The organism is Alteromonas sp. K632G (assembly GCF_017653625.1).
Classification (GTDB): domain Bacteria; phylum Pseudomonadota; class Gammaproteobacteria; order Enterobacterales; family Alteromonadaceae; genus Alteromonas; species Alteromonas naphthalenivorans.
The window spans coordinates 204027-227949 of sequence record NZ_JAGGDM010000004.1; the positions used below are offsets into that span (position 1 = coordinate 204027).

General features: G+C 43.7%; 23 protein-coding genes. 15 read left to right on the forward strand and 8 right to left on the reverse strand.

The genetic code is table 11. The features are described 5' to 3' along the window. Positions 1-8: 8 nt before the first annotated feature. The 4 genes from tmk to J5X92_RS06110 are packed head-to-tail and all read left to right on the forward strand — an operon-like array spanning position 9 to position 2923. Positions 9-626: a dTMP kinase gene (tmk, locus tag J5X92_RS06095; protein ID WP_208805090.1), complete on the forward strand. Its 618-nt coding sequence runs from the start codon at positions 9-11 to the stop codon at positions 624-626. Beyond that, positions 626-1522 carry a DNA polymerase III subunit gene (locus tag J5X92_RS06100; protein ID WP_208805092.1) on the forward strand — a complete coding sequence of 299 codons (897 nt, stop codon included), beginning with the start codon at positions 626-628 and terminating at the stop codon, positions 1520-1522. The genes tmk and J5X92_RS06100 overlap by 1 nt, the downstream gene beginning before the upstream one ends. 43 nt (positions 1523-1565) lie before the next feature. After that, positions 1566-2345 carry a TatD family hydrolase gene (locus tag J5X92_RS06105; RefSeq protein ID WP_208805094.1) on the forward strand — a complete coding sequence of 260 codons (780 nt, stop codon included), beginning with the start codon at positions 1566-1568 and terminating at the stop codon, positions 2343-2345. Between the two features lie 20 nt (positions 2346-2365). Next, complete coding sequence (locus tag J5X92_RS06110) at positions 2366-2923, forward strand: pyridoxamine 5'-phosphate oxidase family protein (RefSeq protein WP_013784450.1); 558 nt, start codon at positions 2366-2368, stop codon at positions 2921-2923. 86 nt (positions 2924-3009) lie between these two features. On the opposite strand, the gene J5X92_RS06115 is transcribed toward J5X92_RS06110, so the two are convergent. From J5X92_RS06115 to J5X92_RS06125, 3 genes are all read right to left on the reverse strand, one after another. Next, positions 3010-3645, reverse strand: a complete 636-nt coding sequence (locus J5X92_RS06115; RefSeq protein ID WP_126872190.1) for an SDR family oxidoreductase — start codon at positions 3643-3645, stop codon at positions 3010-3012. 184 nt (positions 3646-3829) lie between these two features. After that, the gene (locus tag J5X92_RS06120; RefSeq protein WP_208805096.1) at positions 3830-6793 is read right to left on the reverse strand and encodes a ligand-binding sensor domain-containing diguanylate cyclase; all 2964 of its coding nucleotides are present in this window, start codon (positions 6791-6793) and stop codon (positions 3830-3832) included. A gap of 162 nt (positions 6794-6955) precedes the next feature. Then, positions 6956-8779 (reverse strand): M2 family metallopeptidase, encoded by a 1824-nt coding sequence (locus tag J5X92_RS06125; protein ID WP_013784447.1) that lies wholly within the window; start codon positions 8777-8779, stop codon positions 6956-6958. Between the two features lie 344 nt (positions 8780-9123). On the opposite strand from J5X92_RS06125, the gene J5X92_RS06135 reads away from it, so the two are divergent. The 10 genes from J5X92_RS06135 (at position 9124) to J5X92_RS06185 (ending at position 15699) form a co-directional block, all read left to right on the forward strand. Continuing rightward, complete coding sequence (locus tag J5X92_RS06135; RefSeq protein ID WP_013784446.1) at positions 9124-9318, forward strand: hypothetical protein; 195 nt, start codon at positions 9124-9126, stop codon at positions 9316-9318. Beyond that, on the forward strand, positions 9319-9645 hold the full coding sequence (locus J5X92_RS06140; protein ID WP_013784445.1) for a hypothetical protein: 327 nt from the start codon (positions 9319-9321) through the stop codon (positions 9643-9645). A 448-nt stretch (positions 9646-10093) separates the two neighbouring features. Continuing rightward, entirely contained in the window at positions 10094-10603 is a 510-nt protein-coding gene (locus J5X92_RS06150; RefSeq protein WP_013784444.1) for a M23 family metallopeptidase, read from the forward strand. A gap of 18 nt (positions 10604-10621) precedes the next feature. Beyond that, positions 10622-11131, forward strand: a complete 510-nt coding sequence (locus J5X92_RS06155; protein WP_013784443.1) for an RDD family protein — start codon at positions 10622-10624, stop codon at positions 11129-11131. Beyond that, entirely contained in the window at positions 11121-11579 is a 459-nt protein-coding gene (locus J5X92_RS06160; protein WP_013784442.1) for an isoprenylcysteine carboxylmethyltransferase family protein, read from the forward strand. Before J5X92_RS06155 ends, J5X92_RS06160 begins: the two co-directional genes overlap by 11 nt. After that, the gene (locus J5X92_RS06165) at positions 11570-11947 is read left to right on the forward strand and encodes a DUF1294 domain-containing protein (protein ID WP_013784441.1); all 378 of its coding nucleotides are present in this window, start codon (positions 11570-11572) and stop codon (positions 11945-11947) included. The genes J5X92_RS06160 and J5X92_RS06165 overlap by 10 nt, the downstream gene beginning before the upstream one ends. Before the next feature lie 86 nt (positions 11948-12033). Beyond that, positions 12034-13203, forward strand: coding sequence for an alpha/beta hydrolase-fold protein (locus J5X92_RS06170; protein WP_208805098.1), 1170 nt, complete (start codon positions 12034-12036; stop codon positions 13201-13203). 47 nt (positions 13204-13250) lie between these two features. Continuing rightward, positions 13251-13637, forward strand: a complete 387-nt coding sequence (locus J5X92_RS06175) for a tautomerase family protein (RefSeq protein ID WP_208805100.1) — start codon at positions 13251-13253, stop codon at positions 13635-13637. Positions 13638-13803: 166 nt separating this feature from the next. After that, positions 13804-14646, forward strand: coding sequence for a rhombotarget lipoprotein (gene rhlP / locus J5X92_RS06180; protein WP_208805102.1), 843 nt, complete (start codon positions 13804-13806; stop codon positions 14644-14646). Positions 14647-14667: 21 nt separating this feature from the next. Then, positions 14668-15699 carry a DUF2157 domain-containing protein gene (locus tag J5X92_RS06185; RefSeq protein WP_208805104.1) on the forward strand — a complete coding sequence of 344 codons (1032 nt, stop codon included), beginning with the start codon at positions 14668-14670 and terminating at the stop codon, positions 15697-15699. A gap of 127 nt (positions 15700-15826) precedes the next feature. Here the strand turns inward: J5X92_RS06185 and J5X92_RS06190 are convergent, their stop codons facing one another. Then, positions 15827-16639 (reverse strand): pyruvate, water dikinase regulatory protein, encoded by an 813-nt coding sequence (locus J5X92_RS06190; protein ID WP_063458448.1) that lies wholly within the window; start codon positions 16637-16639, stop codon positions 15827-15829. 271 nt (positions 16640-16910) lie between these two features. Here J5X92_RS06190 and ppsA point away from each other — a divergent pair, with 271 nt between their 5' ends. After that, the gene (gene ppsA, locus J5X92_RS06195) at positions 16911-19283 is read left to right on the forward strand and encodes a phosphoenolpyruvate synthase (RefSeq protein ID WP_208805129.1); all 2373 of its coding nucleotides are present in this window, start codon (positions 16911-16913) and stop codon (positions 19281-19283) included. 157 nt (positions 19284-19440) lie between these two features. Here the strand turns inward: ppsA and J5X92_RS06200 are convergent, their stop codons facing one another. The 4 genes from J5X92_RS06200 to J5X92_RS06215 form a co-directional block, all read right to left on the reverse strand. Beyond that, positions 19441-21696, reverse strand: coding sequence for a molybdopterin cofactor-binding domain-containing protein (locus J5X92_RS06200; protein ID WP_208805106.1), 2256 nt, complete (start codon positions 21694-21696; stop codon positions 19441-19443). Continuing rightward, positions 21693-22220, reverse strand: a complete 528-nt coding sequence (locus J5X92_RS06205; protein WP_013784432.1) for a (2Fe-2S)-binding protein — start codon at positions 22218-22220, stop codon at positions 21693-21695. The genes J5X92_RS06200 and J5X92_RS06205 overlap by 4 nt, the downstream gene beginning before the upstream one ends. A 240-nt stretch (positions 22221-22460) precedes the next feature. Continuing rightward, complete coding sequence (locus tag J5X92_RS06210; protein ID WP_208805108.1) at positions 22461-22676, reverse strand: tellurium resistance protein TerC; 216 nt, start codon at positions 22674-22676, stop codon at positions 22461-22463. Positions 22677-22903: 227 nt separating this feature from the next. Beyond that, positions 22904-23836 (reverse strand): AEC family transporter, encoded by a 933-nt coding sequence (locus J5X92_RS06215; protein WP_208805110.1) that lies wholly within the window; start codon positions 23834-23836, stop codon positions 22904-22906. Positions 23837-23923 lie beyond the last annotated feature (87 nt).

Here is a 23923-nt window from a genome sequence, read left to right on the forward strand (position 1 = left end):
GAATAATTATGAACGGAAAGTTTATTGTAGTAGAGGGCCTAGAAGGGGCCGGAAAAAGTTCAGTGATTGGGCTTATCGTAAAGCATTTGCAAGAAGCAGGTATTGAGGTTGAGCAAACGCGCGAGCCTGGCGGTACGCCTATGGCCGAGGCGATACGCGAGTGTGTTAAACACGACTGGGACGAAACCGTAGCCGAAGAAACAGAATTACTGTTGATGTACGCCGCACGGGTACAGTTATTAACAAACCGTATACTTCCGGCGTTAAATGCAGGGCAGTGGGTAGTAGGTGACAGGCATGACTTGTCTTCACAAGCCTATCAAGGCGGTGGCCGCGGCGTGAGTGCCGATACCATGACTGCCATTAGCACAATAGCGCTTAACGGTTTTAAACCTAATTTGACCTTGTACTTGGACGTTGAGCCAGCCATAGGGCTAGAACGCGCGAGAGGCAGGGGAGAGCTAGATCGTATTGAACAAGCAGGTTTAGCCTTTTTTGTGCGCACCCGTGAACGGTACTTGAGCTTAGCAGCACAAGACGACAGTATTGTGGTGATTAATGCCATGCAAGCTATGGAAGATGTACATAAAGACGTGATAACCGCTGTGCAGGAGTACCTTTCTTAATGCAATCTGGGCAAATGCTTCCTTGGTTCACTGATACCTATAACGAATTGCTTGTACGCTATTTTAATAACAAGCTGCACCATGCGCTGTTATTCATTGGCGCTAAAGGTATTGGTAAAGCAAAATTGGTTGCAGGGCTGTCGGATACGCTGTTGTGCAAAAAGCCAACCCCTCAAGGGGCGTGCAATACATGCCAAAGCTGCCATTTGCGTCTTGCTGGTAATCACCCCGACTTTTACGTGTTAGAAAGCGAAAAACAATTGGGCGTGGATAAAATTCGTGATGGTATTGCCAAGTTAAGCGGCACGGCGCAAATGGGGGGCAATAAGGTATTGGTGATCCCCGTGGCCGATAGCATGACAGAAGCGGCGGCCAATGCACTCTTGAAAACGTTAGAAGAGCCCACCAATAATACTTACTTGCTGCTTATCACTGACAGCCTGAATCGAATAATGCCCACTATTTTGAGTAGATGTGAAAAACATTCACTCGGTCTGCCTGATGTGCAAAGTAGTTTGGCCTATTTGCAGCAACAAGGCGTACAAGATGCCAGTGAAGCGTTACTAGAAGCCTATGGTTATGCGCCACTTCGTTTAGAAGCAGCACTTAATAGCGAAAGCGATTTTAATTATCGTACCTTTACCGACGGTATGGGCGCACTACTTGCTAGTTCAGGAAGTCAGCAACTTTTAGCACTGGCTAATAAATGGCAAGGTGACGCTGTTCAGGTAGCAACATGGTGTCAACATATGGCGCATAAATCGTTTGTAGAACGCCAGCAAGCGCAAGATTACGCACGTTATCGCGCTTGCGTAGACGCAGTAAAAACCTTACAGCACCCAGGGGTGAATAAGTCCATGGTGTTGGTCAGTATTTTGAAACAATTTCAGCGCTAGGCCAGGTTATTATTGGATTAGCCGTAAAAAAGATAGGTATATTTTGTTCGTAGATTCACATTGTCATTTAGACAGATTAAAGCAATCGCCAGAAGCATTGGCAGAAACTCTTAACTTTGCTCGTACCCGCGGTGTAGAGCACTTTTTATGTGTGTGCGTATCGGTGACCGATTACGACAGCATGTTAGAAACCGTAAAGGACTTCGATGACGTTTCTGTCTCTTGTGGCGTACACCCCCTTCACCAAGAAGATGCATGTACTTATCAAGAGTTACTTGAAAAAGCGCAAGACGATGCGGTAGTGGCCATTGGTGAAACAGGCTTAGATTATTTTTATAGCCCTGAAAGCAAAGCGGTTCAGCTAACGTCGTTTGTTGATCATATTAAAGTCGCTAACGAAACGAAAAAACCGCTTATCATCCATACCCGTGATGCCCGTGACGACACCATTAATTTGCTGCGCGAACACAAAGCTAGCCATACAAAAGGTGTGCTGCATTGCTTTACCGAATCTCTTGAAATGGCCCAAGCTGCCATTGAAATGGATTTCTATATCTCTATCTCAGGCATAGTCACCTTTAAATCCGCCAGTGAATTACAAGAAGTTGTAAAGGCGGTTCCCCTTGAACGCTTATTAATAGAAACCGACTCCCCTTGGCTTGCACCTGTGCCTCACAGAGGTAAACAAAATCAGCCTGGCTATGTGGTAGAAGTGGCAGAATTCATTGCCGAATTAAAAGGTATTTCGGTGAAGGAATTAGCACGCATTACCACCGAAAACTTCTATACCTTGTTTTCGCTTGCCCAACGTAAAGCCGCTTAAGCGACCGGAGAATTTCAAAAATGCCGCAGTGGCGTACAGGGTTAACAAAAAGCTTACACGCTAGCAGAAGTATGCCTGAGAGCCGTTATTTTCAGTTGGCAACCGCTGATAAAGACGGCGTGCCATACTGCAGAACCGTGGTGTACCGAGGCTTAAGTGATGACAACAAGCTGATTGTTATTTCAGATACCCGTACCGAAAAATACAACCAGTTGTCGCAGCAAGCGAAAGCACAAGGTTGTTGGTATTTTTCGAAAACTCGTGAGCAGTATCGATTCAGTGTAAATGCGACTATTGTGACTGAAAACGAAGATAGGGCGTTAATAGAGGCGCATTGGGCAAAATTGTCTGATGCTGGTAAGAAGCAGTTTCTATGGGGCGACCCCGGTACGCCAAGAAACAACGGGTTGCCGCTTCAAATTGCAGGCGACTATTCTGTCGCTCCTGAACATTTTTGCGTTATTTTGTTAGATATTTTCAACGTGGACTATTTAAATTTACGCGGTAATCCACAGTATCGAGAGTTACATCGTCGTGACGAAATGGGTAACTGGGTAAGCCAGTCTATTGTCCCTTAATGCAACGCATTGAACGCTAGCAATTAAATAAAGAAACGCCAGCAAATTTGCTGGCGTTTGTGATTTTATCACTTAGCAGTATTCGCTTATTCGAAAATTTTCGAAATCGGCGTATCACCCTTAAACAGGTAAGTGGTTATGTTATCAGTGTTACTACGATTCACTGCTTCGACGATAGCCGTTGCCACATCTTCTCTAGGAATGACAGCATCATCTTGGTTGTCAGGCATATCGGTAGACACCAGATGTGTACCTGGCTCGTTTAACAGTGTGCCTGGGCGTAAAATGACATAAGGCACACCGCTATTCATTAGGTGCTCGTCAGCCATGTGTTTAGCGACTAAATAAGGCTTAATGCTAGAGCTTACTGCGTCTGGATCGCCAGCCCCTATTGAACTTACCATCACAAATTTAGGCGTATTAGCTGCCTTAGCGTAATTTGCTGCATTTCGCGCAGCCCAAAGGTCGATAAGAAGCGTTTTATCATCGCCCGAATTACCGCCGCTGCCGGCAACGAATACAACGCAGTCTGCACCTTCGAAATGTTCAGAGAAGTCTTTTTCAAGATCTTGCTCTTTAACCACAAGGTTTTCGTTTTCAACGTCGTTTAGCTTTTCGGGGCTTCGTACAGGCGCCACCACGTGGTGTCCTGCTTCAAGTAATTTTCCAGTAGCCTGTTTACCAATTTGGCCTGATGCGCCAATGACAAGTACCTTAGCCATAAATGTTACCTCCATGATTGAATATGGTTATTCATAAGCGTGGGAGGGGATTTCGATCACACCGTACGATGAGTTTCATCATGGTGCGCTAATTGACAAAAAGGCATTAATTGATTAACTAGGGAGCACGGTGGTTAGCATAGTTTGTAAAAAATAGGGGCTTAAGCAGCAGGTTCACATAAGGCTATTTCACAACGGCATTGCGCCCATCAGCTTTACCTTTGTAGAGTTTTTTATCAGCAGCGTGTATGCATTGCTCTACACTATCGCTTTCACGAATGTCTGCAATTCCCGCGGTGATAGTCACATTCACATCATACCCTTCACAGTGAAAAGACGCTTTCTCTACCGATTTTCTTAATTTTTCGCCTACCCAATAGCATTCACGGACGTTAAGCTGGGGCAGTAGAATGAGAAACTCTTCGCCACCCCAACGACAAATAACGTCGGAATTTCTCAAATTCGTACGCAACAGTTCTGCCACCTTAACTAGTACAAGATCGCCTACATGGTGACCGTAAGTGTCGTTAATTTGTTTAAACCAATCGATATCCACGATAAGTAACGAAAAGGCTTGTGCATAACGCTCGTAACTGTCCCAAGCCTCGTGAGCTCGGCTGGTAAAGTAGCGCCTATTTTTCAGCCCGGTTAACGGGTCTTGGCTTGATATCAGCGTTAATTTTTCTACCACGTCTTCAAGATCTTTGGTTTTTTCTTCTACCATTTTTGCAAGCGCAACCGAGCGATTTTTAAGCGTTTGAATACGCCACCACACAAGTAGCGTTAAAAGCAGAAAAGCGGATGCAAAAATGGCACTTCGCCATACGGGTTTTTCCCACCATGGTGGAACAATACTGATTTGGAGCTTGGCCTCATTTGGGCTCCATACTTTTTCTTTGTTCATCGCTCGAATAGTAAGTGTGTAATTCCCGGGATCTAAATTGGTGTAGGTCACCCCGCGGCGGCGATGGTCCGTAAACCGCCACCTATTATCAAACCCTGATAATAGGTAGGCATAACTCACCTCGTTTGCGCGAGTAAAATCGAGCGCGGCGAATTCGACAGAAAATGAGACATTGTCGGAATTGAGTACTAATTCATCCACATTGGTACTTGGGAAAAGGTTTTCAGCTCCTTTACTATGCTCATCAATAATTTCTATATGCGAGATATTGACCTTGGGCGACCAAGGCTGCTGTTTAATATCAGTGGGCTTGAAGCGAGTGAGTCCCTGTGGGCTCCCCATAAATATAGTGTCGTCATGGGTTTTTACGGCGGAGCCTATGTAGTAGCCAGATTCGATGACACCATTTTGGGCCCCAAAATATGAAACCGACGATAGGGTAGAATCAATATGGGCGATGCCGACGGTTGTAGAAATCCAGAGCGCATTTTCTTGATCTTCAATAATTGCGCCAATTGAGAGGTTACTTAAGTAACTGTCTGCTTCTATCTGGGTAAACGACACGGTGGGCTCATCGTTATCCTCAACCACCATAAAATAGATACCGTTCGCCTGCGTGCCAACCCAATAGCCGCCACGAATAGACCGAGAAACCCACGTCACCACCGCGCCGTCAGGGAAATTCGTGCTATTTTCACCAATATTGCGAATTTCACCCGTAAATTTATTGGCAAAATATAAGCCCGATATGCTTGCCAGCCATGCACTTTCATTATCTTCAAATATGATACGAGTGGTGAGTGAGATTGGCCATTGTCGAATCACCCGGTTCTCGGAAGGGCGATACACAAAAACGCCATCGCTATAACCGCCATACCAAACGTCACCATCGGCATCCACGTTAAGGGTATAACCTGCCTTACCCTCCAATGCCACTAAATCCAATTTTTCAGTGGCGGTATTAAGTTTCGCTAGCCCCGCGCGAGTAGATAGCCAAACCGAGTCTGACGGTTTATCGTAATGCACGGTTAGTAGCTTGTTTGAAGATACCTGACCTTCAGACTTAATCTTCGAAGTATAGGGCCCGTTAACCTTGCCAGATTGATAATTGTAATGCCAAAGGTTGTCATGTGTAGCAAGCCATAAGGAACTATCTGTGTGGGTAGCAATGCCAGAAATATTATTACTAATAACAGCACTGGTTGAAAAGTTGGCCAGTACAGGGTGGTAAATAGAAAAACCATTATCGCGCGACCCCGCCACAACTGTGCCCGCGTCTGTTTGATATAGCGATGTAATGTAATTATTCGCGAGATTCGATCGAGAAACCGATAATGACACAATCTCTGATGCTTCTTTAGCGGGAATAATATCCACGCCGCTACTCGTAGCAACCCAAATATTACCATTACGCTGAAATAAAACATTCAGCACATCATTAGATGAAAGGCCGTTAATTTCATCAAAACAGGTAGACGCGGAAAAATCGTTGTTCGTGAATAAGGGGTACCGGCAAAGACCGTTAGCGCCGGTGCCAATCCACAAGCTTTCGTCAGCAGCGAGTGCCATCAACGTTAATTTTTTGCCCGCCAGTTGTTGAAGCTCTAAGGTATTAAACGCTGAATTAAGCTTGTATAACCCTGATGTAGAACTAAGCCAAACATGACTATTTCTATCAATAACGATGTCGGTGAGTGTACTGGTCACGTTCTCTAGAACAGCAATTTGAACCAGTTTATTTAAAAGCGTTGAAAAGCGATAAAGCGCACGGCCACTAATAACCCAAACGTTACCACTCTTATCGATTTTTATGCGTTTGATTGAGCCGGCTTTTATTTCGCTGGAAACCGAAATAGGGAAGTGTTCGAACGTTGCCGTTTCGATATGAAACTTGCTTACACCAGCAATAGAACCAATCCATAAGTATTCTTTGTCTAACGAAGATTCTATTTGAAAGGTAGTAACAGTGTTGAGCCCATCAGACTTATCTTTCTGCCATTTACCGAAATGCTTAAATTCGTTTCCATCAAACCTGTCGAGCCCCGACTGTGTCGCCAGCCAAATATAACCGTTTTTATCTTCCGCAATATCTAAAACCGATACCTGCGATAGGCCTTCTTCGATTGAAAAACTTTTAAACACGGGCATAGGAAAGTCTGCGGCACGAGATGTGGCCGCAAAGGAAAAAATAATAGGGAATAGCATAGTGGCGGTAACCAGAAATCTTACCACTACAAACTTCATAAATACGCTCGGGAAGAAGGAATCAAGCGTTACGATATACTAGGGTTAAGCTAGTAAAAATGGGACATAAGTATTAATTTTGCAAGTACAAGATATAAGTGCAGATAAAAAAGAACCCCGATTATCGAGGTTCTACTATTAAATCATTTAGTTGGCTAAAAATTACCAGCCACACTGACGGGTAGCATTTTGCTCATCTAACCAGGTTTTTAAGGGTGCAAAGTAGTCAGCAATGGTACTTGCATCCATTTCAGGTGAACCAGTAAGGGTTTCTAACGCATTTTGCCATGGCTGGCTCATGCCCATTTCAAGCATGGCGTTTAGTGCTGTACCCGCTTCTTCACTGTTGTAAATAGAGCAGCGATTAAGTGGACCTTCATCACCTGCAATATCACATAACGCTTTATGGAATTGAAATTGCAAAATATGTGCTAAGAAATAGCGCGTGTAGGGCACGTTAGCAGGAACATGATATTTAGCGCCTGGGTCAAACGCATCAGCAGGTCTGTCTATCGGTGCTTTTACGCCTTGGTATTTTTCTCTTAATTCCCACCAAAGTGTATTGTATTGCTCAGGTGAAACTTCACCAGCCATTACTTTCCAGCGCCATTGATCGACCATCAAACCAAATGGAATAAAGGCAATTTTATCTAGCGCTACCTGCATTAGCATGCCTATGTCGTTAGATGCATCTGGAATCTCGTCAATCAAACCAATTTCTTTAAGGTACTTAGGGGTAATCGACAAGGCAATGGTGTCGCCAATCGCTTCATGGAAGCCATCGTTAGCTGAACCGCGATACAGCAAAGGCTGGTCTTTGTAAGCGCGCTGATAATAGTTGTGACCCAGTTCATGATGAATAACGTTGAACTCTTCCCCCGTTTTTTGGATACACATCTTAATACGCAAATCGTCTTTATCGTCTAGGTCCCATGCTGAAGCGTGACACTGTACGTCCCGACCTTCAGGTTTTTGGAACATAGAACGTTCCCAAAACGTATCAGGCAGCGGCGCAAAGCCCAGTGAAGAAAAGAAAGATTCAGCCTGTTTCACCATCTTTATTTCATCATAGCCCTGCGCAACAAGTGATGAGGTAACGTCGGGTACTGACATTTCTTGTTCAGGTTTCACGATATCGTAAACATTGCCCCAGGTTTGCGCCCACATATTGCCCAACAAGTGCGCTGGAATAGGTTGGTCTTGCGGAACCAATTCTTCACCATAATGCTCACCTAACTTAGCACGAACGTGACAGTGTAACGATTCATAGAAAGGCGCAACTTGCCCCCACAATCTATCAAGCTCTTTCGGAAAATCGTCGGCTGGCATATCGTATTTACCGCGCCATAGTTCGCTAACGTTTTGAAAGCCTAATTCAGCAGCGCCTTCGTTGGCCAAATTGACCTGTTGTTCATAAAGCGGCTTCATAGGTACTGACACTTCACGCCAACCTTTCCAGTACTCTAGTAAGGTGTCGGCATCGCGAATAGTCGCCATTTCACTACTCATTTCTACCAAGCTTTTACAGGTGCCATCTTCCATGCAGTACTGGCCAGAACCATACATTGCACTAAGCTCAGAACCAATTTTAGCAAGTTGCTCTGCTTTCGCCGGATCTGACGGAGGTGGCATGGTAAGCCCGTTTTTGAGCAAATTGAGTTGACGACGGGTATCTTCATCTACTTCAACATCGTTAAATTTAGCCGCTTCTTTAGCTAATACCGCTACTTTGGTAGACAGCACTTCATTAAAATAGGCACTTACCGCGGCGGTATCAAAATTGATGTTAGTGGCGTAACTCCACTCGGCATGTGCGGCTGGCACCTGCATTTTACTAATGTCGTTTTGCGCATTAATAAGGAATTCTTGCGCATCTTGCGCGGTAGGGGCCGCAGGTGTGGTTTCAGTTTTGGTAGTAGCTTCACCGCAACCTATTAGCGTAATGCTAACGAGTGCTGCGACGATAGTGCGTTTAGTTGAAAACATAAGTTTGCTCTTGTCGTTGTTGTTTTTATGTATTGGGAAGTACATATATTTTAGCGTTATATTTTGGAGTGGCTTGTGGGTTTTGTAAAATAAAATTAATACTGGAAGCAATATATAGCTTAACGTGAGGCCGGTTAAGGCAATGTCTATCTTTCGAGAGGCAGCCTTATGAACAAACCGCTAATGAAAAAATTTCATCGGTACTAATTTCATCGGTACTAATTTCATCGGTACTAATTTCATCGGTACTAATTTCATCGGTACTATATGGTAAGTATCAAGCCTATATTGTATTCAATGAATACCTTACTTCATGTACGCAAAGTCGTATAAAAGAGAATGTTATGGATAAATACAAAAATAAATCAAGGCTTAAAGAGTCTACGGATGGCTTAGATTTCGTTAGAATGCAAACAGAAGTTGGTTTAATTGATTCAATGTTAAGGTCTAAGACGCTTACCGCAATTGTTGTTGTGAGTATTTTACTTTTCACTGGCTTCTTTTATTTTCTGTTTAAAATTGCTATCTCAGGGATTTAAATGAATTTTGATGTCAGCTTTAGATTGCTAAAGCTTAATAAATTGCAAGCTCACACATTAGAAAGAGAAGTTCCACGCTCATCTTTCAAGTATGTTGATAGTAAAAGTTGTTACGTTGGAGTGATCCCACTAACCGAAGATATCTTCGACCCTTTAATGATTTTTTTCGAGCGCCAACAAATTAATATTGCAGATTGTGATATTTTTCTATCGGTATTTAGTGGCAAAGATACTGACATTATTGATGTGCCTTCCTCGGTCAACAAGATGCTAAAGCATATCAACTGTAAATTAGTGTTTTCTTACACGGCAGCAGGTAATGATTGATTAACCCGTTCGGCGCCCAAGATTGGCCGCAACGATCCGTGTCACTGCGGTAGTGACCTTAAATTTAAGAAGTGCTGCGGTAAAAACTAACTCAGCATTTTTCGATTGTTAACAGAGCCGAGTGTGCGACTATGAGTAAATGGAAGTTTAAGTATAGCCCTCAACGCCCCACAACACCTATCAGCTACTGGGTTCATAAATGTGTGGGAGAGGACGGCACTTACCGAGCAACGAGGTCGGAGTTTGGGGCCAAATAACCATTGGCTTAGTCGTTTTCCTGCCCGTTTGAAATCGTGGAAAAAACGAGAGACTATTATTTTGGCAGTAAAAAAAGCGCAAAAAGAAATAGAATCTTCGGGAATAAGCTTCTAACGATGCCGTTATGTTCAGCATCATTAGTGCTATTGTAAGTGAATTAATGGCATGTCGTGGTTCATAAGGTTTAATGATGAGATGGATTTTGTTGGGGCTATGCGTCGTTGTACTACTTGGCTTTGTTATACCAGAACCGCGAACTATTCCCGTAGATAACGCCAGTCCCGCTGATTGGAACAAAGACACTTTTTGGTATGAACCCTGGGGCACTTCAGGGGTCCACAAAGGTATCGATATCTTTGCTCAAAAGGGCACGTCGGTGCTGTCATCCACGCATCAACTTATTATCTATCAAGGTCAAAAGCCAAAAGGTGGCAATATCATACTTGCCTTAGGGCCTAAGTGGCGGCTGCATTATTATGCACATCTTGATTCAATAGAAATTGACGGTATTACCCTTGTTTCCAAGGGGACCAAAATCGGTACGGTTGGTTCAACAGGCAATGCCCAAGGTAAAGCGCCTCATCTGCATTATAGTATTGTTTCGTTATTTCCTTATTTTTGGTTGGCTGATGAATCGACTCAAGGTGCTAAGAAGGCGTATTATTTAAATCCAATATCGTACCTAAGCGCAGCTGATTGATTGAAAATGGAGATATAAATGAGTAGTACAGGCCTCTCAGATACTGGCGCTGAATATAAAACAGCATACGAAGAAGAGCATGTGTATGCAGGTTTTGGGATTAGATTTGGCGCATCAATTATTGATACATTACTTTTATTAGCGATTACTTTCCCACTACTGCATCTAATTTATGGCAAGGGATATTGGACCGCTGGGGACTCTGTTGTAGGTATAGTTGATGTCTTAATTAGCTACGTTCTACCGTTAATTGCCACAATATTATTTTGGGTATATAAATCGGCCACCCCAGGCAAAATGGTGCTTAAAGTAAAAGTCGTTGATGCTAAAACGGGAAGTGCGCCCACAATACGCCAGTCTGTAATTCGCTATATAGGGTATTACGTTTCTCTATTACCCCTAGGCTTAGGCTTTCTATGGGTTTTATGGGATACCAAAAAGCAAGGATGGCATGACAAAATGGCTGGCACTGTTGTTATTCGACCTAAAAATAAAGGTGTTGAACCGGTCAGTTTCGATGAAACTTGAGCAAAAAATCCCGCCCGTAGCCGTCTTTTTACTGTCAGCCTTTTTTATGGTGGTGACGACTAAAGTCGCCCGGAATGTGAGTGTTGAATATCAATACAAGTTTGAGACGCTAATTCTATTTCTATTGTTGGGTGTTGGAATAGCGGTTATAGGTGTCGTTTCGTTCAAAAAACACAAAACCTCGGTACATCCTATCAAAACCGAACGTGTTGTTAGCTTGGTGACTTCAGGTGTGTATCAGTACAGTAGGAACCCCATGTATCTAGGTATGTTGTTGTGTTTGGTGGGTATTGGGCTTTACACGGCCAACCCAGTTAATGTTGTCTTTATTCTGCTTTTTGTGTGGTACATGAATAAGTACCAGATAATACCCGAAGAGGCATTTCTAACGGATAAATTTGGCGCCAGCTATACAGAATATAGGAAAACGGTTCGAAGATGGCTGTAAGCAAATTCGGCGTACTTATCACTCTTATCTTTTGCACCGCCTTAATAGCAGCGGCTTTTCTCAATTTATTACCTGTAGAAGTGGTATACCTTTACATTACTATCAGCACGATAACGTTTGCCATGTATGCGTTTGATAAGTCGGCCGCTCGCAAAGGAAAATGGCGTGTACCAGAAACTCGTCTTCATCTTTTAAGTTTACTTGGTGGTTGGCCTGGGGCGTATCTTGCCCAACGAAGATTAAGGCACAAGTCGGCTAAAGTTTCATTTAAGCGAGTTTATTGGGCTACGGTGACGCTAAATTCCTTTGCGTTTATTTGGCTTTTTAGCGAACAAGGTCAACATTTCATCAATGCTATTTTGAGGTAAATAACGTGCCCTTTTCTTGTGGGCATTGAGCGGGTAAGATTAAAAGTTAACCACGGACTAAAACTAAAAAAATAAAGGAATATGTTGTGTTCAGATCGGTCATTACGATTGCAGTATTTTTACTTATTTTGGTGCCTTCACACTCGTACTCAAAAGTACGTGGGGAAACTACGCACCTAAATATTCATTCTGAAATACTCGATGAAGAGCGTGAGTTGTTCATACACTTACCCAATAATTATCACCGGCCGAATAAGCTACATTATCCCGTACTTTATTTACTTGATGGTCAACGAAATTTCAGCCATGCAGTAGGTACTCTAGACTTGCTCAATCAATCGAATATGGCGCAAGAAATGATAGTAGTTGGTATCGCAAATACCCATCGCACAAGAGACTTCACCCCAACCTATGATGAGAATTATAACGAGTGGGGTATATCAGGTGGTGCCGATAACTTCCTAGATTTTATCGAGAAAGAGCTCGTGCCATACATTAACGAAAACTATCGCGCCAACAACTACAAAGTAATATCAGGGCATTCGTTAGGTGGGCTATTGTCGGTGTATGCCTTACAGTCTAGACCCCATTTGTTCCAAGCTCACTTTGCCTTCAGCCCAAGTTTATGGTGGCAAGAACAGGTTATCTTTGACGACGCCGAAACCTTCTTTTCCGATACTTCTGAATTGAACAATTATTTGTATATCAATATGGGCAGCGAAGGCGGTAATATGCTGAGCGCTTACCAGCGCTACAACGAATTGCTAAACGCACATAAGCGAAAAGGTTTTAGTTACAACACAGATTTAGATACCTCAGAAAGCCACAATACCACCGCGCTTGCTGGGCATTCGTTGGCTTACCAAAATCTTTACACGTCGCTGCAGCCATCAAAAGAAGTGTTAAGTGGCGGAATGCCAGCAATTAAGCAGTTTTATAAAGCACAGTCTGAAATGTACGGTTATGATATTAAGCCCAGTTATCGCGCCATTAACAGTGTGGGATACAAAGCATTATCTGAAAAAGACTATTCATCGGCTATTGCGATATTTCAAAGCAATGTCGACAGTTACCCTTATAAGGCGGATGCCTACGACAGCTTAGCCGATGGGTTTGAAGCTAGTGGAGATTTACAAAAAGCACTAGAAATGAGAGCGCTCGCGATAAAGAAAAGTACGGCTGAAAATGTTGAAAACGGCGCTTATAAAACCCGTCATGCGAATTTACTCAAAAAAATTCAGAACAAAAAGCTTTAGTACTTTCTCTTTACGCGCGTTGAACATAATTTATAAAGGAAAACGTTATGGTAGTGATTTATGGAATTGATAAGCACTTAAACCCAATTAAAAAACAGTTGTCTGATGTAATCCACCGTTGTATGCAATCTGTTTTGGGTATGCCGGAAGACAAACGCGCTCATCGTTTTATTCCGCTTACCAAAGAAAACTTTTTCTATCCTGGTGGCAGAACAGATAGCTATACCGTTATTGAAATTAACTTGATGAAAGGGCGCAAGCCCGACACCCAAAAAGCACTGATTAAAGGGCTTTTTAAAGCAATCGAGTCTCAATTGGGTATTATCACGGTAGACATTGAGATAACGATTAAAGAACAAGAAAAATACCAATGGGGTTTTCGTGGTATTACCGGCGATGAAGCGTCAGATTTAAAATACAACGTTGATGTGTAAACTAGGCCTGCGCTCATACCTACACAAAGCCACATTATGGCTATCTAGTGCCTTATATAGTAATAAATATAAATTTTGGGTAATTTGAAGTATTACGGTTAACGCCTTAAACGATAAATACCATTCAATTTCGTAACCTTTCAATAGCAGTAAAAAAGGATTGTCGATGACAACAAGAATATTAAAAACCATGTCTGGGGCAATGTTACTCACGGCACTCTTTTCACTCGCAGCATGCAGTGCAATAGTTAGTAACAACACAGGTAAACAAGCTCAATCTAGCAGTTTAATGGATTTCCTTTACCCCGATGAAGAAAGCCGGGTTAAGCACCAGCCTGAAATTCCCACGCTACAATTACCGGTAAAGGTGGGACTTGCGTTTGTTCCTTCAAGCAATTGGCGCCGAGATGGCCTGCATGGTAAAGACCAAGTCGAGCTTCTAGAAAATGTTAAGCAGTCTTTCCTTCAGTACGAGTATATCGATCGCATTGAAATCATTCCTAGTGAGTACTTAAGCGGGGGAGAAGGTTTTTCAACGTTAGAGCAAGTAGGAAGGTTATATGATGTTGATGTAATGGCGTTAGTGTCTTACGACCAAGTTACTCAGTCACTCGAAAATAACGCGGCGTTATTGTATTGGACCATTGTAGGAATGTACGTTATTCCAGGGAATGAAAACACGGTACAGACCTTTGTGGATACTGCAGTTTTCGATATCAAAAGTAAAAAGATGCTGTTCAGAGCGCCAGGTGTAAGTAAGCTTGAGAAGCGTACCACCGCTGTAGGTATTGACGATACGTTGGCCGAAAAATCTTTAGAAGGGTTTGGTATAGCCGTTGACGATATGTCTACAAACTTAGATGCTGAACTTGCTCGATTTAAAACCAGAGTAAAAGAAGAAAAGATTGCGAAAGTAGAACATAGAGAAGGCTACAGTGGCGGCTCACTTCAGATTTTTTGCTTACTGTTTATGGGCGTCATGTTATTTAGAAAAATGACTTTGCGGTAACACACTGCCAAGGAGTGCAGATTGAACGTCACCAAGCAACATCTTAAAGACGCAGTAAGCGCCAATATTCTTTCATCTGAGCAGTCTGAACAGTTGATCGCGTTTTTGAATCAGCAAACGAGTGCCACTGCCAAGTTCGATTTCACCCATGTGTTGTATTACCTTGGTGGCTTAATTGCCATTGGCGCAATGACACTGTTTATGAACCTAGGCTGGGTATCTTTTGGCGGAATCGGTATTGTTTTCATCAGCTTATTCTATGCAGCTGTGGGAATTAAGTTAGCTAACGTTTTTAAGGTGAAAGGATTGTTTGTGCCGGCGGGCCTATGCGCTACCTTTGTTGTTGTGCTAACCCCGTTGGCAGTTTTTGGTGTTCAGCAGGCTTTAGGCGTTTGGCCTGACGATACCGTTTACCGCGACTATCACAGGTACATTCATTGGCACTGGTTGTATATGGAGCTAAGTACGTTGGCGGTGGGTGTTGTCATTGCTTGGAAGTATAAATATCCATTTTTAGTCATGCCTATTGCGGTTACGCTATGGTATTTAACCATGGATGTCTCGGTGATGTTGTCAGACGGGGAATACAGCTGGGAACTTAGAACAATAGTTTCTATGTACACAGGTCTTCTTATGATAGCGCTCGGGTTTTGGGTAGATGTACGCACAGCAAACAAAGCCGATTACGCATTTTGGATATACTTATTTGGCGTTATTGCGTTTTGGGGAGGGTTATCTTCTCAACATTCTGACAGCGAGCTTTCGAAATTCTTCTACTTTCTCATTAATTTCGTGATGATATTTATCGGCGTACTCTTAATTAGAAGAGTGTTTGTTGTATTTGGGGCTATTGGGTGTACAGGATACGTAGGCTATTTGGCAGCAGAAGTGTTCGCCGATAGCTGGTTTTTCCCTATTGCGTTAACGTTTTTGGGGTTGTTTGTGATTTACCTAGGTATAAAATGGCAAAAGAACGACGCGGCTATTACCGCGAAAACACGTAAACTTTTGCCCAAGGCAGTGCAAACACTGATGGACGCTAAACACCTCTAATTTAGCCCGTGTTAAATGCACAAGCTGATACTCGATTAGGAACTTGTTTATAAATTAGCGTGTTTTTAAATTAGCGGTAAATAGGCCAGCCAAAGATTTGGCTGGCATCTATGTACTTTGTGGTTGGTTAATACTTTCTTCGTTTTAACCCTGTCTCCGCCAATATTTTCGCTGAAATCTCTTCTATTGAATATTTGGTACTGTTTAAGAACGGAATTTTTTCTTTTCGGTACAAGTTCTCAACTTCTCGTAGCTCCATTCTGCATTGCTGTAATGACGCATAGCGGCTATTTGCTTTTCGCTCAGAGCGAATTTGATGTAGTCGTTCTGGCTGAATAGTGAGCCCAAAAAGTTTGTCTTTGTAGCGGCGAAGCGCCGTAGGCAATTTAAGCATGTCGCCCATGTCATCTTCGGTAAAGGGGTAGTTTGCCGCCTTAATACCAAACTGCAGGGCTAAGTATAAGCTGGTGGGCGTTTTACCCGAGCGCGAGACGCCTACTAAAATAATGTCGGCTTCGTCGTAATCTTTCAGGTTAGAACCGTCATCGTTGGCTAAGGCATAGTTAACCGCCTCAATACGAATGTCATACGTGGTTTCATGAATGCTGTGAGTGCGATGTTTTTCGGGTTTTGAGGGCACACCAAGCACTTTTTCCAGCGGCGCCACGAATTGATCGAGGAAATTGTAGTTAATACCTACCGATTTTGAAATTATCTTGCGAACATCTACATTCACAATTGTATAAAAAACGAGCGGCCTTTCTCCTGTGTCTTGAAAACTTTCAGATATTTTGTCCAAAACCTTGTTGGCTTCTTCCTCAGTTTCAACAAAAGGAATGGTATTGTGATTGAATTCAACAGGGAACAAAGACAGCAGGGCGTGGCCAAACACCTCTGCTGTAATGGCGGTACCATCTGAAATATAAAAAGCTGTGCGCACAACAAATCCTTAACATTGTCGTAATTTTATTACAAAAGTAATAAAGAGTTTACTTTCCGATTTCCCCCATTCTAAGATGATTTCGTCGAAAAGCTATATGGTTATTAATGATGACTTGATGTAACGCAAGCCTGCTTTACTTGGTACTCGTTAATATTAATAAGCATTAAGCGCGTTTGGATATACGCAGTCGACACGTATTTTACCAATGTTGGGCATGTGGCCCGCCATTGCTTATACCCTACTCAAAAATAAGCTGGAGGCTTCGGCAGTGAAAGAATTCGTACTTTGGTATCAAGAACTGGGCATGCATGATGTAGGTCGCGTTGGCGGCAAAAATGCATCTTTAGGCGAGATGATTTCTAACCTAGCTAACGCCGGTGTACAAGTACCGGGAGGTTTCGCCACAACTGCAGAGGCTTTTAATGAATTTCTAGAGCAAAGTGGTCTAGAGGCAAAGATTCATAACGTATTAGATACACTCGACGTTGAAGATATTGGTGCGCTTAACGAAGCGGGCAAAGATATTCGTCAATGGATCATCGACACGCCGTTTCAACCTGAGCTAGAAGAAGCAATTAAAGAAGCGTTTGTTAAATTGCAGGGTGATGCAGGCGACGAAGCATCGTTTGCAGTTCGTTCATCAGCTACCGCAGAAGACATGCCAGATGCGTCGTTTGCCGGTCAGCAAGAAACTTTCCTAAACGTGAAAGGTTACGAGTCTGTATTAGTAGCCATTAAACACGTATTCGCCTCGCTATTTAACGACCGTGCTATTTCGTATCGTGTTCACCAAGGTTACGACCATAAAGGTGTCGCATTGTCTGCTGGTATTCAGCGCATGGTTCGAAGCGATATTTCATCGTCGGGCGTGATGTTCACTATCGACACAGAGTCGGGCTTTGAAGACGTAGTATTTATTACGAGTTCATACGGCCTGGGTGAAATGGTTGTGCAGGGTGCGGTAAACCCAGATGAATTTTACGTACACAAACCAACCCTTGATAAAGGGCTTCCAGCCATTGTTCGCCGTAACCTAGGCAGCAAGCTAGTTAAAATGATTTACTCAGACGATGAGGCGCATGGCAAGCAAGTGTCTATCGTTGATATCGACAGCGCTGAAAGTAAAGCTTTCTCACTGAACGACGAAGAAGTGATGGAGCTGGCGAAGCAGGCGCAAATTATTGAAAAGCACTACGATCGCCCGATGGATATCGAATGGGCCAAAGATGGCGTAGATGGTAAGTTGTATATTGTTCAAGCGCGCCCTGAAACGGTTCGAAGTCGTGAAGATTCTCAAAGTATTGAGCGTTTCCAACTTAAAGGTCAAAGTAATATCGTGTGTGAAGGCCGCGCTATTGGGCATAAAATTGGTGCAGGCGTAGCGAAAGTACTTGGCTCTATTGAAGAGATGGACAAGATTCAAGCTGGCGATGTACTGGTTACCGACATGACAGACCCAGATTGGGAACCTATCATGAAAAAGGCGTCTGCCATTGTCACTAACCGAGGCGGTCGTACATGTCACGCAGCCATTATTGCTCGTGAGCTTGGTATTCCAGCGGTAGTAGGGTGTGGTAACGCCACTGACAGCATCGAGAACGGCGATAAAATTACCGTATCTTGCGCAGAAGGTGATACAGGTTATATCTATGGTGCAGAGCTAGAGTTTGACGTAGTGACCTCACGTATCGACTCTATGCCTGACTTACCACTAAAAGTAATGATGAACGTTGGTAACCCAGACCGCGCCTTTGATTTTGCGCGTTTGCCTAATGCTGGTGTTGGCCTAGCTCGCTTAGAGTTTATTATTAACCGCATGATTGGTGTGCATCCTAAAGCGCTCCTTAATTTCGACAGCCAGCCTGCTGAGCTTAAAGAAGAAATTAGCGATATGATTGCCGGTTACGAGTCGCCTACCGAGTTCTACATTGAAAAATTGGTTGAAGGTATTTCTACCATTGGTGCGGCGTTCTCACCTGAGAAAGTCATTGTTCGTATGTCTGACTTTAAGTCTAACGAATACTACAACCTAGTTGGCGGCTACCAGTACGAGCCGGATGAAGAAAACCCAATGCTTGGTTTCCGTGGTGCGAGCCGTTATATCTCGGAAGATTTCCGCGACTGTTTCGCCTTAGAATGCGAAGCCATTAAACGGGTTCGTAACAACATGGGCTTAACCAACGTTGAGATCATGATCCCCTTCGTACGTACGCTTGAAGAAGGCCGTAAGGTTATCGAACTGCTAGAAGAGCAGGGGCTTAAGAAAGGCGAAGACGGTTTACGCGTTATAATGATGTGTGAGCTACCTTCAAACGCATTACTTGCCGATCAGTTCTTAGATATTTTCGATGGCTTCTCGATTGGTTCGAACGATCTAACTCAGTTAACCCTTGGGCTAGACCGCGACAGTGGCGTTATTGCACACTTGTTTGATGAGCGAGATCCAGCAGTGAAAGCCTTGCTATCAATGGCTATTCAAGCGGCAAAGAAACGTGGCAAATACGTTGGTATTTGTGGCCAAGGCCCATCAGATCACGAAGACTTTGCTGCTTGGTTGGTAGAAGAAGGTATTGATTCAGTATCGCTTAACCCAGATACCGTGGTGGAAACTTGGTTATATCTTGCTGAAAAGCATGGCTAATCTGTTTGACGCTAGCCTAGCAATACGCTATTTATAGAAGCCTAAACATCAAAAAGCCGCTTAGATTTTTCAATCTAAGCGGCTTTTTTAATGCGTATTTATTGTGCTTTATTGCGCCTTTATCAAACTATTAACTTTGGAGCAAACTAAGTCAGTATTAGGCTTTTAATTGGTTACCAATGGGTAACTGTCTGATACGTTTGCCACATGCCGCGAAAATAGCGTTACACAAGGCAGGCGCATAAACCGGCGTTGCTGGTTCACCCACGCCTGCTGGTGGTGCATCACTGGGTATAATCTCAACGTCAATTTCTAACGGCGCATCACTCATACGCGGTACGCGGTAGTCATGAAAATTACTTTGTTGAGCACGGCCTTTATCAAAGGTAATACCCTCACTAATGGCGGCAGTAATACCAAAGACAGAGCCACCTTGTACCTGATTTTTCACGGTGTCGGTGTTTACCACAGTACCCGCATCAATGCTGGCCCACGATTTGATAATTTTGAGATCGCCTGCATCTGACACTTCTACTTCCACCACAGTAGCTACATAGGTTAAGAAGCTTCTATGGGCTGCAATACCAAGCCCTCGGCCTTTTGGTAGTGCTCGACCCCAGCCACTCATATCTGCCACTTTCTCGATGGCTTTGCGTAGGCGACCAATATCGAGTGGATAGGCATCTTTGTCGGCACCGTAGTTACCGTACTCTGCATTTTGTTCAGTTACATCGATAATACGATCGGGGCCAATGGTTTCAAGTAGGTAGTCTTTTTGATCGCGACCCGCTTTGTGTGCCGCTTCACCAATGAAGGACTGAATAGCGAATGCATGAAAGATATTAGACACCGAACGCATCCACCCTATACGCGCTTTTGCAGGTGCTTCACCACTTTCAAGTTTAATATTAGGGGTATTGATTGGGTTATCAGTAAAGCCTAGGCCAAGTTCAAAGCTAAACGGCGCGGTAGCATCTTGTTGGAAGGTAGACGCAATAGGTGAAAAAGCCGTACGGTGCAAGTAAGCATTAATACCGCCATTTTCATCTAAAGAAGCTTCAATGTGCTGAGCTGACACTGCATGGTAGAAACCATGCTGAATGTCGTCTTCACGTGTCCACTGCACGCGAATAGGCTTACCTGTTTTCATTGAAAGGTAGGCCGCTTCAGCAGAAAAGTCGGGCTTAGACTTACGCCCAAAACCACCGCCTAGCATGGTGACATGCACGTTAATCTTCTCTTTCGGCATGCCGACCATGGCGCCCACGGTTTCCATATCGGCCTGCGGATTCTGCGTAGCAGCCCATACATCAACACGGTCTTTGTAATACATTGCCGTAGCGCAAGGTGGCTCCATAGGCGCTTGCGCTAAATGCGGCACGTAATAGTCGGCAACCAATTTGTCACTTGCATTGGCAAGCACATTGGCTGCATCACCTTTTTCGCGAACTGATTTTTGTGGCTTCGATACTGTTTCCAGCAAGCTTGCTTTGAAGGCTTCGGAGTTATAATCACCGTTTTTACCATCGTCCCAACTTACTGTAAGGGCGCGACGGCCTTTTATGGCAGCCCAGGTATTGTTGGCAATAATGGCGATACCACCTTTAGGTTGAAACTGTGGTGCGCCTTTCGCGGCGGGAATTTCAACCACATCTACCACACCATCAATAGCTTTAACGGCTTTTGCATCAAAGCTTTTAACTTTTCCGCCAACAACAGGTGGGCGAACGACTACTGCAATTAAGGCTTTTGGCTCAAGTACGTCAGCCGCAAAAGTCGCTTTGCCGGTAACAATGTCTTTTAGGTCGATATGCGCCATGGCGGTATTAATGTAACGCCACTCGCTGCGCGCTTTTAATGTAATGCGATCTAATTCTGGCGGAGTAATTTTTAATGCATCATTTACCAGTTCTGCATAGGTAAGAGTTTTACCCGAGGTATGGGTGACCACATGTTGCACTGCACTGCATGAGTCGAAAGGCACATCCCAACGTGTGGCCGCGGCTTGCTGCATAAGGTGGCGCACGCTTGCGCCCATTTCACGAAGACGCTGCATGTTATAACGAATACTGCGTGAACCATCGGTATTTTGATCGCCGTATTTCGGATCACCTTTACCTTGGATAACCACGACTTTGTCCCACGAGGCTTCCATCTCATCGGCCACAATTTGCGCCAATGCGGTACGAATTTGTTGGCCCATTTCAGAGCGGTGACACGTAATCTCAACAACGCCATCGGGGCGTAGTGCTACAAATAAGTTAGCCATTTTGGCTGATTCAGAAGGCTTTGCTAGTACGCCCGCCATGGCGCGAGGTGCAGCGCCCATGAAATACGTACCTAAAACGAGTGCACCAGCGGTGGCCGATGACTTTAGAAAGCTGCGACGAGTTAAGTCGAAATACTTGCTCATGCTTCTTCTCCCGCAGACTCAGATGTGGCTGTTTCTGGCGAGCTTGCTACAGGAACATAATACTCCACACCAGCCATAGTTTTCGCCGCTGACTTAATCGCTTTGTGAATACGTGGGTAAGTACCGCAGCGACAGATATTGCCTGACATACCTTGCACAATTTCCTCATCGCTTGGGGTAGGGTTACTTGCTAACAAGCTGGCCGCTTGCATCATTTGGCCGCACTGACAATATCCACATTGAGGCACCTTATGTTCAACCCATGCTTGTTGAACGGGATGTTCACCGTCTTTACTCAAGCCCTCAATGGTCGTTATTTTACTGCCTGAAACCGCTGAAACAGGCAATACGCAAGAGCGCTGCGCTACGCCATTAATATGCACTGTACAGGCACCACATTGTGCCATGCCACAGCCAAATTTAGGGCCAGTTAGATGTAGTTCGTCACGTAAGTACCAAAGTACGGGAGTGGTAGGATCGCCCGCAAATTCACGTGTTTCACCGTTAACGGTAAACGTAATCATGGTCTTGTCTCCATTGTCGTAAGTGTCGATGGTCAGTCGAATGCCTCACGTTGCCTGTTTGAATAAATGAAAGGTTTTTTGATTTTTATAAGGTGTTATTAATCGTGTCGTTAAATTTTATACATTCAACGAGTGTAACGTATAAAAATAACATGACTGTGAAGGTTATACTGAAACTTCAGATTAATGGTTTACGATTTGCGATGACAGGGGGAAAAGCGTAAATTACGCAGTAACTACTTAGCGAAATTTACGCATTAATAATACGCGGTCTATTCTTCTGGCGCTTGACGTCATCATGTTCTGGCTTATTTTTAGCCATCCTCGTGCACGAGGCCAATCGTAGCTTAGTAATACTAAACCACCTATTACCAACAGAATCGACCCTGGCAAAAGGGTTAACACAATCCCGCCGATAAATAGAATGCCACCAAGGGTTAACCGAACAATTTTCATGATAATTTTTCCACGCAATTAAATGCTAGTTACTGAATTTTAGCTATTAACGGCAAGCCATCGAATGCAGCCATCGAACCTAATCGCTTAGCCCTAACGTTCGAATTAAAGCAATCGAACTCAGGTAATGAAAGAAAACTAAATTCATTGTGGTTCAAAATCGAATAGTTGCCAACCACAAAAGTGTAAACAAGTGTATAGCGTGGGCTTTGAGCACCTATTAGCTCTTAAACCAGGCCTAGCATGGCTAAACTGCCAAACCCGATGGCGGTAATAGGTAACGACACCAATGTGCTTAGGGCAATAATACTCGCCGCCAGACGGTGATCGCCACCTAAGTTTCTTACCATCACATAGCTGGCTGCGGCTGTCGGCGCAATAGACAGCAATAATACTATGCCTAGTTCCATACCTCTGAAACCGGAAAAATAGGCAATACCTACTAGTAAGGCGGGGTAAACAATGCACTTACTTACTGTGGCTAATGCGATGTTATACCAGTCGCTAGAAAAAGAGCGGAACTGCAGTGATGCGCCGGTACAGATAAGTGCTAAGGGAAGGGTAAGCTGGGCAAAGTATTCCCCGGTTTTTAAGGCAACCTCGGGCAACGACCATTGAAAATAAGAAAACGGTAAAGCTGCAACAATCGAAATAATAAGCGGATTTCGAGCAATACCTTTAATTTGATTCATTGGCGCCGTAAAACCCACCTGATAGAAGTTAAGTACAAATACTGACATAACATTGTACAAAATAGTAATGCAGCCCATATAAACGGATGCGGCTGCTAAACCTTCTTGTCCGTAAGTATTCGCGCAATATGCTAAGCCAATAATGCCCATATTGGCCCTAAAACCGCCTTGCACTACCACTCCGCGTGCATTTTGTGGGTTCACGGTGCAATGCACCAATAGCATTAATACCGCGCACATTAATACCGAACCACTTATTCCAATAGTGATAAGGGTAAAATTAGCAGCATTAGAAAAATTCGACTGACTAATAGATAAAAAAAGCAGCGAGGGTAAGGCAACATTAAATACGAGTTTTGAACCCGACTCGATAAAGGCTTCGTTTAACCAACGGATGCGAAAAAATACCCAACCCATTAAAAGAAGGATTAAAACGGGCACTAAGGTACTGGTGATAAATGAAAGCATGGGAGTTAATCGATAAAAGCACTAAATTCAGGAGATGGGTAATACAGTATCAAACTTAAACAAGGTTGCGGCATTAGTTTGAAAATA

Excerpts from the sequence above, each read along its gene's own strand:
- J5X92_RS06205 (WP_013784432.1), bottom strand. The coding sequence starts at position 22,220 with ATGATTACGTTTACCGTTAACGGTGAAACACGTGAATTTGCGGGCGAT.
- J5X92_RS06155 (WP_013784443.1), top strand. The coding sequence starts at position 10,622 with ATGAGTAGTACAGGCCTCTCAGATACTGGCGCTGAATATAAAACAGCA.
- J5X92_RS06120 (WP_208805096.1), bottom strand. The coding sequence starts at position 6,793 with ATGAAGTTTGTAGTGGTAAGATTTCTGGTTACCGCCACTATGCTATTC.
- J5X92_RS06175 (WP_208805100.1), top strand. The coding sequence starts at position 13,251 with ATGGTAGTGATTTATGGAATTGATAAGCACTTAAACCCAATTAAAAAA.
- J5X92_RS06200 (WP_208805106.1), bottom strand. The coding sequence starts at position 21,696 with ATGAGCAAGTATTTCGACTTAACTCGTCGCAGCTTTCTAAAGTCATCG.
- J5X92_RS06100 (WP_208805092.1), top strand. The coding sequence starts at position 626 with ATGCAATCTGGGCAAATGCTTCCTTGGTTCACTGATACCTATAACGAA.
- J5X92_RS06135 (WP_013784446.1), top strand. The coding sequence starts at position 9,124 with ATGGATAAATACAAAAATAAATCAAGGCTTAAAGAGTCTACGGATGGC.
- rhlP (WP_208805102.1), top strand. The coding sequence starts at position 13,804 with ATGACAACAAGAATATTAAAAACCATGTCTGGGGCAATGTTACTCACG.
- J5X92_RS06150 (WP_013784444.1), top strand. The coding sequence starts at position 10,094 with ATGAGATGGATTTTGTTGGGGCTATGCGTCGTTGTACTACTTGGCTTT.
- J5X92_RS06110 (WP_013784450.1), top strand. The coding sequence starts at position 2,366 with ATGCCGCAGTGGCGTACAGGGTTAACAAAAAGCTTACACGCTAGCAGA.
- J5X92_RS06165 (WP_013784441.1), top strand. The coding sequence starts at position 11,570 with ATGGCTGTAAGCAAATTCGGCGTACTTATCACTCTTATCTTTTGCACC.
- J5X92_RS06125 (WP_013784447.1), bottom strand. The coding sequence starts at position 8,779 with ATGTTTTCAACTAAACGCACTATCGTCGCAGCACTCGTTAGCATTACG.
- J5X92_RS06160 (WP_013784442.1), top strand. The coding sequence starts at position 11,121 with ATGAAACTTGAGCAAAAAATCCCGCCCGTAGCCGTCTTTTTACTGTCA.
- J5X92_RS06210 (WP_208805108.1), bottom strand. The coding sequence starts at position 22,676 with ATGAAAATTGTTCGGTTAACCCTTGGTGGCATTCTATTTATCGGCGGG.
- J5X92_RS06115 (WP_126872190.1), bottom strand. The coding sequence starts at position 3,645 with ATGGCTAAGGTACTTGTCATTGGCGCATCAGGCCAAATTGGTAAACAG.
- tmk (WP_208805090.1), top strand. The coding sequence starts at position 9 with ATGAACGGAAAGTTTATTGTAGTAGAGGGCCTAGAAGGGGCCGGAAAA.
- J5X92_RS06215 (WP_208805110.1), bottom strand. The coding sequence starts at position 23,836 with ATGCTTTCATTTATCACCAGTACCTTAGTGCCCGTTTTAATCCTTCTT.
- J5X92_RS06140 (WP_013784445.1), top strand. The coding sequence starts at position 9,319 with ATGAATTTTGATGTCAGCTTTAGATTGCTAAAGCTTAATAAATTGCAA.